The sequence below is a fragment of the Methylobacterium sp. CM6257 genome, from assembly GCF_054611515.1.
In genome coordinates this window covers 5,669,118-5,682,498 of the sequence record NZ_CM137735.1, presented here as the reverse complement: position 1 = coordinate 5,682,498, position 13,381 = coordinate 5,669,118, and the positions used below count along the sequence as shown (strand labels likewise).

The 13,381-nt window shown below is 70.2% G+C and carries 11 protein-coding genes; 10 read left to right on the top strand and 1 reads right to left on the bottom strand.

Annotated elements, in window-relative coordinates:
• The first annotated feature begins 63 nt into the window (after positions 1 to 63).
• Complete coding sequence (locus ACYCO6_RS27690) at positions 64 to 1,659, top strand: DHA2 family efflux MFS transporter permease subunit (RefSeq protein WP_459773761.1); 1,596 nt, start codon at positions 64 to 66, stop codon at positions 1,657 to 1,659.
• 50 nt (positions 1,660 to 1,709) lie between these two features.
• Here the strand turns inward: ACYCO6_RS27690 and ACYCO6_RS27685 are convergent, their stop codons facing one another.
• Positions 1,710 to 2,978 carry a transglycosylase SLT domain-containing protein gene (locus ACYCO6_RS27685; protein WP_459765317.1) on the bottom strand — a complete coding sequence of 423 codons (1,269 nt, stop codon included), beginning with the start codon at positions 2,976 to 2,978 and terminating at the stop codon, positions 1,710 to 1,712.
• Positions 2,979 to 3,301: 323 nt separating this feature from the next.
• Here ACYCO6_RS27685 and ACYCO6_RS27680 point away from each other — a divergent pair, with 323 nt between their 5' ends.
• The 9 genes from ACYCO6_RS27680 (at position 3,302) to ACYCO6_RS27640 (ending at position 13,234) form a co-directional block, all read left to right on the top strand.
• A complete protein-coding gene (locus ACYCO6_RS27680; protein ID WP_459765315.1) occupies positions 3,302 to 4,492 on the top strand; it encodes an inositol-3-phosphate synthase in 1,191 nt (396 codons plus the stop codon).
• Between the two features lie 38 nt (positions 4,493 to 4,530).
• On the top strand, positions 4,531 to 5,460 hold the full coding sequence (locus tag ACYCO6_RS27675; protein WP_459765313.1) for a hypothetical protein: 930 nt from the start codon (positions 4,531 to 4,533) through the stop codon (positions 5,458 to 5,460).
• A gap of 44 nt (positions 5,461 to 5,504) precedes the next feature.
• The gene (locus ACYCO6_RS27670) at positions 5,505 to 6,872 is read left to right on the top strand and encodes a class I SAM-dependent methyltransferase (protein WP_459765311.1); all 1,368 of its coding nucleotides are present in this window, start codon (positions 5,505 to 5,507) and stop codon (positions 6,870 to 6,872) included.
• A complete protein-coding gene (locus tag ACYCO6_RS27665) occupies positions 6,872 to 7,867 on the top strand; it encodes a Gfo/Idh/MocA family protein (RefSeq protein ID WP_459765309.1) in 996 nt (331 codons plus the stop codon). Before ACYCO6_RS27670 ends, ACYCO6_RS27665 begins: the two co-directional genes overlap by 1 nt.
• 115 nt (positions 7,868 to 7,982) lie before the next feature.
• The gene (locus tag ACYCO6_RS27660; RefSeq protein ID WP_459765307.1) at positions 7,983 to 9,584 is read left to right on the top strand and encodes a YcaO-like family protein; all 1,602 of its coding nucleotides are present in this window, start codon (positions 7,983 to 7,985) and stop codon (positions 9,582 to 9,584) included.
• Complete coding sequence (locus ACYCO6_RS27655; RefSeq protein ID WP_459765305.1) at positions 9,581 to 10,453, top strand: sugar phosphate isomerase/epimerase family protein; 873 nt, start codon at positions 9,581 to 9,583, stop codon at positions 10,451 to 10,453. Before ACYCO6_RS27660 ends, ACYCO6_RS27655 begins: the two co-directional genes overlap by 4 nt.
• A gap of 103 nt (positions 10,454 to 10,556) precedes the next feature.
• The gene (locus ACYCO6_RS27650; RefSeq protein WP_459765303.1) at positions 10,557 to 11,795 is read left to right on the top strand and encodes a glycosyltransferase family 4 protein; all 1,239 of its coding nucleotides are present in this window, start codon (positions 10,557 to 10,559) and stop codon (positions 11,793 to 11,795) included.
• 61 nt (positions 11,796 to 11,856) lie between these two features.
• Positions 11,857 to 12,615: a PIG-L deacetylase family protein gene (locus tag ACYCO6_RS27645; protein ID WP_459765301.1), complete on the top strand. Its 759-nt coding sequence runs from the start codon at positions 11,857 to 11,859 to the stop codon at positions 12,613 to 12,615.
• Positions 12,605 to 13,234 (top strand): uracil-DNA glycosylase, encoded by a 630-nt coding sequence (locus ACYCO6_RS27640; protein WP_459765299.1) that lies wholly within the window; start codon positions 12,605 to 12,607, stop codon positions 13,232 to 13,234. Before ACYCO6_RS27645 ends, ACYCO6_RS27640 begins: the two co-directional genes overlap by 11 nt.
• Positions 13,235 to 13,381 lie beyond the last annotated feature (147 nt).

The window sequence follows — 13,381 nt, the reverse complement described above, 5'->3', positions numbered from 1 at the left end:
GCGATGGCCGGCAAGGCTGCTGCCGCCGCGCCCGGGCGCAAGCCGAACTCGGATAAGCCCCGGATGGGCCAAGCCTCATCCGGCATGGCGCCGGGCGGACACAATCCGTGGCTGATCGCTGGCGTCGTGGCGCTCGCGACCTTCATGGAGGTGCTCGACACCACCATCGCCAACGTGGCGCTGCGCTACATCTCGGGCGGGCTCGCAGTCGGCCCCGACGAGGCGGCCTGGGTGGTGACGAGCTACCTCGTGGCCAACGCCATCACGCTGACGGCGTCGAGCTTCCTGGCCAAGCGCTACGGCCGCAAGGCGTTTTTCATGTGGTCGGTGGCGCTGTTCACCATCTCGTCGATCCTGTGCGGCTTCGCCTGGAGCCTGGAATCCCTGCTCCTCTTCCGGGTGCTGCAGGGGCTGGGCGGCGGCGGCATGGCGCCGCTGGCCCAGTCGATCCTGGCAGATTCCTTCCCGCCGGCGAAGCGGGGCCAGGCCTTCGCGCTCTACGGCGTCGCCATCGTGGTGGCGCCGGTGATCGGGCCGACGCTCGGCGGATGGCTCTCGGACAACGCCTCCTGGCACTGGTGCTTCTTGATCAACGGCCCCGTGGGCGTGATCGCGCTGGGGCTGATGTACTGGCTCATCGAGGACAGCAAGGCCGCCAAGAAGGAGCGCCGCGCCCTGGTGCGCAAGGGCATCCGCTTCGACATCGTCGGCTTCGTTCTGGTCGCCCTGTTCCTCGGCTCCCTGGAGGTGATCCTCGACGAGGGTCAGCGGAAGGATTGGTTCGGCACCTCGACGCTGATGAACGTGTCCGGCGTGCTGATGGTGGTCTCGTTCGTGGCCATGATTCCGTGGCTCCTGAACAAGAAGAACCCGGCCGTTGATCTGAGTCTCATCGGCAACCGCCAGTTCGGCTCCTGCTTTCTGGTGATGATGTTCACCGGGGCGATCCTGATCGCCACCACGCAGTTCATCCCGCAGATCACACAGGAATATTACGGCTACACCGCCACCCTGTCGGGCCTCGTGCTCGGGCCCGGCGGCATCGTCACGGTGGTGATGATGTTCCTCACAGGCCGGATCTCGTCCTACGTGCAGCCGAAATGGCTGATCGCCACCGGCATGACGATCGTGGCGCTCGGGATGTACGACCTGACGCGGCTCAACGGCACCACGACCTTCGCGTTCTTCGCGTGGTCGCGCGTCTATATCGGTATCGGCCTGCCGATGGTGTTCCTGTCGATCACCTCGGCCTCCTACGAGGGGATCCGCAAGGACCAGACCGATCAGGCCTCCGCGCTGATCAACGTCGCCCGCAATGTCGGCGGCTCGATGGGCGTCTCGCTGGCGCAGAACATGCTGGCCTACCGGAGTCAGTTCCACCAGAGCCGGCTGGTCGAGAGCATCAACCCGGCCGAGCCCGCCTATCAGGAGACGATGCGGCAGGCGACTCAGTACTTCTCCGAGCACGGCTATGCCGGCGTCGAAGCGCAGAACCAGGCCACCGCCTGGCTCGGCAGCGTGCTGAGCACGCAGGTCGCCTACTGGGCCTATATCGACGTGTTCTGGGTCCTCGGCCTCGTCGCCGCCTGCGCGGTGCCGCTGGCGCTGAGCCTGAAGAGCGTCAAGCTCGGCGGCGGGGCGCCGGCAGGGGGGCATTGATGCGGGGCGGACAGATCCGTCCCGCGCCGAATGCGGCGTATCTCGCGGCTTCAGACGCCGTCCGGCGGCAGCGCCTCCGTCACCTCGATGCGGCGGCTGCCTGCATTCCTGCCGGTGTCACCGGAGGCAATCTCGGTCTGGGCGGGGGCCTTGTCGAGCGCCTCCGCCACCGCAGTGACGCCCTGGTAGCGGGTCAGGCGCCGGTCGATCATGTCGTCGATCCGTTCGTGAAGTTCGGCCACGGTCAGGCTGCGGCGCTTGCCGCCCGCCTTCTCGGTGAACAGGCTGCGATTGGCCCGCGCGGCGCTGCGGAACTCACGCCCCGCGACCTCATCGGGCTTCTCGGAGGAGAGCCACAGGAAGCGCCCGGCGCTGGCGGTGCCGAAGAAATGGGCGAGGTACAGTTCGGTCGTCGTGAGGGCCCGGCCGACCCGGGCCTCGATCCGCTCGCGATCGCGCTTGACCAACTCGGCCGCCATCAAGGCCGCCACGCGCGGATCGTTGCGCAGGCCGAGCACCCGGGCGCGCATGCCGTTGGTGACAGTAATTGCTGAGCCCCGGCCCTTCACGGCAGCGGCCTCCTCGGCCAGCCCGTAGCGGGCGCCGTAGTCGCGGATCATCTCCAGCCACGTGCGGGCCACGAACTGGAACAGGCCCTGTGCCGAGGAGGTCGCCGCCTTGGCATCCGTGTCGAAGCTCGATTCCTTGTCGGCGAGCGCCATCATGTAGACGGGATCGACGCCAGCCTCGTCGGAGGCCTTCACGATCGTGTCGACCACCTTGCGCGGCACGGTGCGCTCGCCGAACTTGACCGCGTCCTCGCCCTGCTCCTGCGTCACCTGCGGCAGGGCCGCGAGGTCCTCCTGGATCAGCGCCGTGGTGGCGGGCTCCTGCTCCGGAACGGGCAAGCCGTTCCAGGCGGACGCCGCCTCGGTCGGTGCCTCCGGCGACGGGTCTCCGTCGAGCGTCGATCGGAGGGACATATCCCGAGCGGACGTCCCGGCGGTGAGCGCCTGCGCGGCGCGCGGACTGGTATCGACCCGGTCGTGAGCCTGCGCGGGGGGCGCGAAATAGGCGGGCGCGAAGGCAGCCTGCGGCAGTCCGAATCCGGCGACGAGGCCCAGGGCCAGCGTCCCGGAGAGCCGGCGGATCCCGCTCCGGCGAGCCCCGTTCCGGCTTGTGCGGCGAAGTGACCGGCGCTCCGCTTCGCGGCCGGCCCGCGGCAGCCACGCCACGGCTTCATCCTTAAACTGGCTCGCGATCGGCGCGAGTCGGCTCACGTCGTCGGCGCAACGCGCCGGCTCCGGGAAAACCCCCATCACTGGTCCTCTTCAGATCGTTCCTTGTGTCGGCCCGGCGTCTGGCGGCCGGGTTCCTTGAAGCGGCGGCCGTATCGGCGCCGGCCGTGACCAGAATGGGACGGCCCCGTGATCCAAGCGTGGCACGGTCAAGGAAGGGTTAACCCTGCCTTTTAAGGGCGCGTTAACGCCCTGAACGGGCCGCGCTTCAGGGCGGCGCAGGCGCAAAGTTGTCGCATTCGGCTTGGAACGCCGCACCTTCGAGCCAGTTAGGTACGGCCCCAGGGGGGCGAACTTTCCGTCCCAAGACGCCACCCGCGTCCGCAAAAGGACATCAGTTTCCGATGAGCATGCAGTCCGGTCGCCGCGTCGGTGTCGCGTTCGTTGGTATGGGGGGCGCCGTCGCCACCACCGCCATCGCCGGCATTGAGATGATCAAATCCGGCTCGAACCGGCTCGACGGGCTGCCGCTCGCCGGCCTCTCCGTGGCGGGCATGGCCGACTACAAGGATCTCGTCTTCGGCGGCTGGGACCTCAACGGTGACGACCTCGCCGCGGCCGCGAGCGGCCACGGTGTTCTCTCGAAGGACGACATCGAGAACGGCGTCCAGGCCCTCAAGGGCATCACCCCCTGGCCGGCGGTGGGCAGCGCCAAGTTCTGCAAGAACATCGACGGCCAGAACCGGATCGTCGCCAAGGACCACCGCGAGGCGGTCTCGGTGATCGCCAACGATCTCCGCCGCTTCCAGAAGGAGAGCAACCTCGATGACGTCGTGGTGGTGAACCTCGCCTCGACCGAGCGCTGGCCCGACCTCGACGACCCGACCCTGAACTCCACCGCGGCCTTCGAGAAGGGGCTGGATTCGAGCGACGAGGCGATCTCGCCCGCGATGCTCTACGCCTACGCGGCGATCAAGAGCGGCATCCCCTACGCCAACTTCACGCCGAGCGTGGCCGCCGACGTGCCGGCGCTGCTCGAACTCGCCAAGGAGATGAACGTCCCTGTCGCCGGCAAGGACGGCAAGACCGGCCAGACCATGATGAAGACCGTCCTGGCCCCGGCGCTTAAGGCGCGCGCGCTGCATGTCGACGGCTGGTTCTCGACCAACATCCTCGGCAATCGCGACGGCCTCGCCCTCAATGACCCGAACTCGCTGCAGTCGAAGCTCAACACCAAGGGCACGGTACTCGACTCGATCCTCGGATACCCGGTTGAGGACCACCTCGTGCACATTCACTATTACCGCCCGCGCGGCGACGACAAGGAAGCCTGGGACAACATCGACGTCACCGGCTTCATGGGCCAGCGGATGCAGATCAAGGTCAACTTCCTCTGCAAGGATTCCATCCTGGCCGCACCGCTCGTCATCGAGATCGCCCGCGTGCTCGATCTCGCCCACACGCGCGGCGAGGGTGGGGTTCAGGAGCAGCTCTCGACCTTCTTCAAGGCCCCCATGGTGAAGAACGGCCACGGGCCGGAGCACGCCTTCGGCAAGCAGGAGCAAATGCTCCGCGACTGGCTGGGCGTACACTAGGCGTCGTCGCGATCGAGGGCGGCTTCCGGAAGGACACGATGCCAAGCGAGACCCAACCGCCCCTCTCCGGCGCCGCCGCGCCGGAGGCGCTGCGCGACCTCCTGGTCGAGATGAACGATCTCAAGCGCGTCCGCTCGGCGGGCCGCCAGGGATCGATCGCCGAGCGGCTGTTCGCGCAGGGGTGGGGCCTCCTCACCGGCGGGACCCCGCCCGATGAGGTCGCCCTCGACATCGCCGCGGTCACGCTCGCGGCGACGCGCCTTTGCGATCTCGACGCGGCTTTTCTGACCGCGGCGGGCCTCTCGGAGGAGGCGGCCTCGGCGGTGCTGGTCGCAGGCTTCGATGCGGTGACCGGAATGCTCGATCCGGATCTTCGGGCCCGCTTGCGCGCGCGGCTCGCGCCGCGTCCGGCGGGCCAGCCCGGATCGCTGCCGGGCTTCGTCGCAGCCCTGGCGCAGCAGCCGCGCGCTGGCGTGACCTGTCCCGGCCGTGCCCGGATCCTGCTGGAACCGCCGGAGAACCATGCCGAACATTGCCTGATGGTGGCGGTCTACGGCGTCTGTCTCAGCCCGTTCTACCGGGCGGACCCCGGGACCGTGTTCCTGGCCGCGATGGCGCATCACTTCCACAACGCCGCGATGCCCGATGCCGGCTTCACCGGCGAGATGCTGCTCGGCGGCCATCTCGGCCCGATCATGGCTACGACCACCGCCTGGGCGCTCGCCGAACTCGCCGAGCCGCTGCGGGGCCAGGTCGAGCGCGCCCGCGCGGTGCTGCCGGATGACGCCACCGCGGAGGGCCGTGCCTTCCACGCGGCGGACTGCATCGACCGGGTCCTTCAGATCGCCCAGCACCTGCGCGGGGCCTCGACCACGATGGGTATGGTGCTCGACGAGTGGGAATTGGTTCATGCCGGCCCGGTTAAGGGTTTCCACGATCGTGTCCTCGCCGACATGCGCATCCCTTGATCGCCGGACCCCGCCGCCCATCTGCCCGGGCGGTCCCGAGAGCCATGATCCCGTTCGAACTCATATCGCCGGACACCGGCAACCCGCTGAAGGCCGACGGCCCGCACGCCCTGCGCGATGCGGGGACCGGCGCGCGCTGGCCCGTGATCGACGGCATCCCGTACCTGCGGGTCGGCCGCGAGGCGCTGGTCGAGCGTGTGCTGGCCCATCTCGACGCGGGTGAGCCTGACGAGGCGCTGGCCGCGCTTCTGGTCGACCAAGACGATTGGTGGAACGGGCCGCCCGCCGATCCCGCGGGGATCATCCGCCTCATCAAGGACCGGCGCACGGCGACGCTTCGCGAAGCCGTCCAATGGCTGGGGTGGGGTCGCGTCGGCGACTACTTCCTGCATCGCTGGAGTGACCCGACCTTTCTGGCCGGCCTGTCGCTGCTGGAGGCGCACTGGAACGAGCCGGCTTGCGTCTTCGAGTTCGCCTGCGGCATCGGCCATTACCTGCGCGAGCTTCAGCGCCGCGGCTGCAAGGTTGCGGGTGCCGACGTGGTCTTCGCCAAGCTCTGGGTCGCCCGGCACTGGGTGGTGGGCGAGAAGGCGCAACTCGTCTGCTTCGATGCGGGCTCGCCGCACTGGCCGATCACGGGCGCGCCGGTCGACCTCGTCGCCTGCAACGACGCCTTCTACTTCCTCGACGACAAGGCGATCCTGCTCGACTGCCTCCGCCAGAACGCGGGCGACGATGGCTGGCTGGCGCTGAGCCACATCCACAACCGCGACTGCCCGGGCTTCTCGGCCGGGCGGGGGGTGACCGCCGAGGAGATCGCCGAGCTGTTTCCCGACGCCCTGGTCTACGACGACGCAGAACTGACGCGGGCGCTCGTCGCAGCACGGGCGCCGGGCCCGCAGGAACCGTTGGCTCTGCGGACATGCGAGGCGTTCTCGGTGGTGTGCGGTCCCGGTATGCGCCCGGCGCCCCGTGCGCTGGTCGACGGTCTGACTCTGCCGAAGCCCGGGACCGTGTTGCGGCTCAACCCGCTCTACGTGCCAGCCGCAGCGGACGCGACCCGCTCCCTCTCCCGTGCGGGAGAGGGTCTGGAAGGTTCAGGACCGAGCGCGCCATCGACGCGCGTTCAAGACGCTTCCTCCCCGGAAGCCGCCCACCCCTCACCCTGTCCCTCCCCCGCACGGGAGAGGGGACCCGCGTCACATCCGCAGGAGGGCCGTCAAGCATCCGACCAAGGCGGCTACGTCATCCGCTGGCCCTCGGAACGCTACGAGGCGGAATACGCCCCCCGCGCGACCTATCCGATGCGCTCGCCCGGACCCGAAGAGCTGACCTTCGATGGCGGCGTCGATGCGCCGGAGACGCAGCGTGTCCGCGTGCGCGAATTCGTCGACCTGCCGGAGCGGTGGTGATGGACGGGGTCGGCTGGGGCATCGTCGGCTACGGCTGGGTCGCCCGCGACTACATGGAGCCGGGCATCCGCGCCGCTGGGCACCGGCTGGTCGCAGTCTGCGATCCGGACCCGGACAGCCGCGCCGCGGCCGAGCGCGCCGGCGCACGCGGCCATGCCAACCTCGCCGGCCTCCTCACCGAGCCCGAGGTCGAGGCGGTCTACGTGGCGACGCCGAACCACCTCCACCGCGGCGCCGTTGAGGCTCTGGCCGCCGCCGGAAAGGCGATCCTGTGTGAGAAGCCCATGGCGGCGACGCTCGCCGACGCAGAGGCCATCGCTCACGCGGTCGAATCTCGAAGGATCTTCTACGGGACGGCCTTCGACCAGCGGCATCATCCGGCGCACCGGACGATCCGTGCCCAGGTCGAGGCCGGGCGGCTCGGCACCGTGACGGCCGTGCGGATCGTCTACGCCTGCTGGCTCGGCCGTGACTGGTCGGAGGCCGGCCAGCCCAACTGGCGGATCGATGTCGTCCAGGCCGGCGGCGGCGCGCTGATGGATCTCGCCCCGCACGGGCTTGACCTCGTGGATTTCCTGCTCGGCGAGCCGATCACCACCATCGCGGCCCTGACCCAGACCAGGGCCCAGGATTACGCAGTCGACGACGGCGCCCTGTTGATCGGGCGCACGGAGAGCGGTGCGCTGGCGAGCCTGCACGTCGCCTACAATTGTCCCGACGCGCTGCCCCGCCGACGTCTGGAGGTGGTCGGCACGAAGGGCCTGCTCGTCGCCGAGAATACGATGGGTCAGACGGCCGGCGGATCGCTCGTCTTCATCGACGGCGCGACCGGGCGCTCCGAACCGCTCGCCTTCGACGCCGACAGCTCGCCCTTCACTGAGCAGGTGCGCGCCTTCGGCTCGGCGCTGCGCCGGCCCGAGGAGCAGGCGGCGTACTCGGCGTCCCGCGACCTTCACACGATGCGGCTCGTCGCCCGCGCCTACAGGCAGGGGTAGCGGACAGGATACTCAATCACGCGACCAACCCATGCATCTCCCACCCGCCGCCTCAGGATGAGGGGATGGATGGGATGGGGCGCAGGCGACGGTTCGAGGCAGACGGGAACACGACTTGAGCAACGCAGACGCCTTCCACGAGCAGGATGACCGCGCCCGCCACGAGCGGATCAAGGCGCCGCGCCCCTACCGCTTCGGTGCCAAGCGGCCGATCGAGGGCCTGCCCGGGACCCTTCCCGATCCGGTCAAGGCCTATCTCGATGTCCTGCCGGAGGGGCGCGTCGTCGGCTTCCCCCTGGCGCCGCTCGACCGCACCGGCATCCCAGTCTGGTTCGTGGCTCTCTTCCTCGACGATCCGTTCTTCGTGGGCGCGATGCCGTCGGGCATCGGCTACGGCGCAACCGATGACGAAGCGCTGATCGGCGCCGTGGCGGAGATCGCCGAGAACCTGATGCCCTCGCTGGCGGTGCTGCCGCGGGCCAAGGAGCGGGCGAGCTACACCGATCTCGCGCGCGTTTACGGCGCCAAGTCCGTGGCCGACCCGCTCACCCTCTGCCTGCCGGCCGGCTCGCCGGTCGGGCGCGACACGGTGCTCGAATGGACGCCGACCGTCCGGCATGCCACGGGCGAGATCGTGCTGATGCCCCTGGACGTCGCCGCCACCGACTATTTCGAGCTGTCGGAGGGCTACAAGCCCTTCACCAACCTGATCACCAACGGTCTTGGCGCCGGGCCGGACGTGCCCTTCGCGCTGGGCCACGGGGTTCTGGAACTGCTGCAGCGGGACGGCAACGGCCTGCTGTTCCGGGCGCTCGATCAGGGCGTGATGCTCGATCTCGACGGGATCGGCCCGGAGAACGCCGCGATGCTGGCCCGGCTGAAGGAGCTGGGCATCCGCGCGCTGCCGAAATTCGCCACCGACCAGTTCGGCCTGACCAATCTTTATGTCGTCGGCTACGACGAGGATCCGGCGCGCACCCCGGCGCCGATCGCCCTCTCGGCCTGCGGCGAGGCCTGCGACCCGGACCGGGAGCGGGCGCTCCGCAAGGCACTGCTGGAATTTCAGGCGGCGCGGGTGCGCAAGACCTTCGGACACGGGCCGCTCGGCATGGCCGCCACGGTGACGCCGCCGGGCTATGTCGACGCGTTCATCCAGAAGGCCCTTCCGAGCCTCGATCTTGAGGAGAGCCGCGCCCTGCAGGCGATGCTCGAATGGATTCAGATGCCCGCCGCCGATCTGCGCGGCGTGCTCGCCGATACCGTCTATTCGGAGCGAGGCACCAAGCGCTTCGCGGAACTGCCCTCCACCCCGGCCGCCGACGGACATGCCCGCGGGAAGATCGCCTGCGACCGGCTGCTGGAGGCCGGGTTCGACGTGCTCTACGTCGACTGCACCCCCGCCGGCGGCGGGGTCGGCGTCGTGAAGGCGATCGTGCCGGGGCTCGAGGTCGAGACCATGAGCTACTACCGGATCGGCGAGCGCAACACGCGCAAGCTCCTCGACCGCGACCACCCGCTGATCCGCTTCGGAACCGAGAGCGACGCCTTACGCCCGGTGCGCCTCACCCCGGAGGCGCTGGAACGGTTCGGCGGCCAGCCGCTGTTCGACGTCGCTCTGGCCGAGCAGATCGTCGGGCGGCACTATCCGCTCTACCGCGAGCCGGAATCGCACCATGCGCCGTTCCGGCTCGTCCAGCGGCAGGGGAGGGCAGCATGACGCTTCGCTTCGCCTACAACACCAACGGCGCGGCCAACCACCGCCTCGACGACGCGATCCACCTGATCAAGGCGGCGGGCTACGACGGCGTGGCTCTGACGCTCGACATCCACCACCTCGATCCGTTCGCCGAAAACTGGGCCGCTGAGGCCGGACGGGTGGCGAGCCTGCTCGAGAAGCTGGAGCTGACCTGCGTCATCGAGACGGGGGCGCGCTTCCTGCTCGACCCCAACGCCAAGCACGAGCCGACGCTGGTGACGGCCGACGCCGCGGGTCGGGCCCGGCGGGTCGGCTTCCTCAAGCGGGCCATCGAGATCGGCGCCATGCTGAGCGCGGAGGCGGTCTCGTTCTGGGCGGGCGTGCCGAAGCCCGGCGTCGATCGCGGCGAAGCCCGCCACTGGCTGGTCGAGGGGCTGCATGAGGTCACGGCCTTCGCCACTGCGTCCGGGGTGGTGCCCTGCCTTGAGCCCGAGCCCGGCATGCTCATCGAGACGCTGGACGACTTCGCGGCCCTCGACGTGCCGGGGCTGAAGCTCGCCCTCGACACCGGCCATTGCCTCGTCACCGGCGAGCGCGAGCCGGCCGCAGCCGTGCGGGAATTTGCCGACCGGATCGGCACCGTGGCGGTCGAGGATATGAAGCGCGGCAGCCACATCCACCTGCCCTTCGGCGAGGGCGACATGGACGTGCCGGGCGTACTTGAGGCGCTGGAGGAGGTCGGCTTCGGCAAGCTGATCTGCGTCGAGCTCTCCCGCGAGAGCCACCGGGCGGACGTGATGATCCCGCGGGCGCTTGAATTCCTCCGCGGCTGCCGGCGCCCCGGCCCGGTCCTCGCCGGCGAGCAGGAGACCCGGCGGCAATGGCAGTGAGGGCCGGACCGCGCCGCATAGCGGATCGAGCGCGGGTCCCCTCTCCCTTGCGGGAGAGGGGGCTCTGGGGCGCTCCCCTCTGCCGGACTGCGGGCGCCGCCCAATGAGAATTCTCTTCCTCAGCCGCCGCTACTTTCCGGCGATATCCGGGATGAGCGTCTACGCGCAGAACCTGCTGCGCGAGCTGGTCGGCGCCGGCCACGACGTGACGATGGTCTCGCAGTACCGCGGCGACGCCTTCGGCACCCGGGTCTATGGCGGCGGGCCGCCGCCGCCGGTGCCGGGTGTCCGGGTGATCGGCCTCGAGCAGCTCGGCGAGCAGGCCGCTGGCGATTTCGAGCGCGACATCGCCACGATGGTCGAGGTGATCTGCCGGGAGCACGCTCAGAAGCCCTTCGACGTGCTGCACGCACAGTACGGCTATCCGACCGGCTGGGCGGTGCTGCTCGCCGCGCGGAAGCTCGGGGTGCCGAGCGTCGTCTCGATCCAGGGCGGCGACGGCCACTGGGTCGGGTCCTGCTGCGAGACCCACCGCGTCGCCATGTGCGAGGTTCTGGCCCACGCCAACGCGCTGCTGATCGGCGGCGCTTCTTTCGTGGACGAGGTCTGCGAGCGGCTCGGCTCCGACCCCGCCCGCTTCACGATCGTGCCCGGCGCGGTCGACACCGATCGCTTCGCGCAGGGCACGCCCGATGGCCTGCCGGCTCCCCATGCGGGCCCGGTGCGGCTGTTCTACCACGGCCGCGTCGACCGCCGGAAAGGCGTGCTCGATTTCATCAACGCCCTGGCGATCCTGCGCCAGCACGGCACGCTGTTCGCCGCCACGATCTCCGGCATCGGACCCGACGTGGAGCCCGCGCAGGCGCTGGCGGCTGAACTCGGCTTCTCGGAGCACGCGATCGCCTTCACGGGCTACGCCGAGTACGGCTCCGTCCCGGACCTCTACCGCCGCGCCGACGTGTTCGTCTCGCCGACCTACGCGGAGGGATTCTCGAACACGATCCTGGAGGCGCTCGCGGCCGGGCTCGCCACGGTCTCCTGCCATGCGGTCGGGGTCTCCGACTGCCTGCGCGACGGCGAGAATGGGCTGCTGGTCGATCCGGGCGACGTACCGGCGCTGGCCGCCGCGCTGACCCGGATCATCACCGATGAGGGCTTGCGCCGCCGCATCGCGACCGCCGGCCTGGAGGAGTGCCGGCGGGTCTATTCCTGGCACGCCGTCGGGCGGCAGATCATGGATGTCTACGCTCGCGTACTCCACGAGAGGCCGGCCACCGACTTCTCACCGGACCTCCCCTACGATCCGAGCTGCCGGTTCCGCGCGGAGCCACACCTGCTTTGAGGCTCCGCCGGATTCGGATTTCCCGTACGCCCGCGACGAACATCGTCCTGTGACCTGAAACATGCCCACGGCGCTCGCCCTGTCACCCCATCTCGACGACGCCGCCTTCTCCTGCGGCGGCCTGCTGGCAAGCCTGGCGCGGACCGGTTGGCGCGTGGTCATGGCGACCCTGTTCACCGGCAGCGTCGCCGACCCGAAGGGCTTCGCGCTCGCCTGCCAGCTCGACAAGGGGCTGCCGGCGGAGGTCGACTACATGGCTTTGCGCCGGGACGAGGATGCCCACGCCGCCGCCGCGCTCGGGATCGCGCCGCCCGTCCACCTGTCGTTCCGGGAGGCGCCGCACCGGGGCTACGGCTCAGCGCCGGAACTGTTTTCCGAGACCCGGGCCGACGACGGCATCGCGGCCGATCTCGCCCCGGCCCTCGCGGACCTGATCGCCGGGGAGGGGCCCGATCTCCTCCTCGCCCCCCAGGCGATCGGCGGCCATGTCGACCACGTGCAGGTGGTCCGCGCGCTTCGCGGCCTCGACGGGCTGCCGCCGATCCTGTGGTGGCGCGACTTCCCCTACACCGTGCGCGAGACCGTGCCGCGGGAGCCTCTCGCCGGGCTGTTCACGCGACTCGCCGAGCCGACGATGACGCTCGATACAGACGCGCAAGGCCGGAAGCGGGAGGCGTGCGCGGCCTATGCCAGCCAGATCGGCTTCCAGTTCGGCGGCGCGGCCGGCCTCGACGCGCGCCTCGCCCAGGAGAAGGGAACCGAGCGCTTCCGCCTCTCGGGCCGGCTCGGCACGGCGATCCCCGGACTCCATGCCGGCTGAGCCGCAGGCACCGAAATCGCTGGCCGACCCGGATGCGCTCGCGGCCCGGCGGGCCCTGATCGGGGCGCCCCATATCGCGCCGATCCGGGTGCTCGCGGATCGGATCTCGGCGGAACGCGGCGCGCCGGTCCCCGTGCCCGATCCGCTGGATGGTGGCGTCCACGCGCGGATGCTCCTCCTGTTGGAGACGCCGGGGCCGGCGGTGCTGCGCACGGGCTTCGTCACCCGCGACAGCGCGAACGGCACCGCCGCCAACCTCTTCCGCTTCCTCGCCGAGGCCCGCATCCGTCGGGCCGACACCCTCATCTGGAACGCCGTGCCCTGGCTGATCCACGCGGAGGGCGCCCTCAACCGGGCGCCGTACCGGGGGGAGGTCGCGGCCGCCGCACCTTATCTGGCGCCGCTCCTCGACCTGCTGCCCCGGCTCGCCGTGGCGGTGCTGGCCGGCCGTTTCGCCGCCGGGACCGCGCCGGCACTCGCGGTGCTCCGCCCCGATCTGCCGGTCATCGTGGTCCCGCATCCGAGCCCGACCTATGTCTGCACCTCGCCCGAGGTGCCCGCCCGGATCCGGCGCGGCCTCGCGGAGGCTGCACTGGTCCTGGAACGGGCGCCCAGCTGAGGATAGCAGGCCTGTCCCGCCCGCGCCTTCCCTGGCCTTGTGCGCCTGTTCGGCCTACATGCGGGGCAACGGGCCGCGGTCCGGGAGACTCCGGCACGGGCTGAAGGCCTTCGGCCGGACCGCGCAGCCGGAAGGGCGGACGCCGAA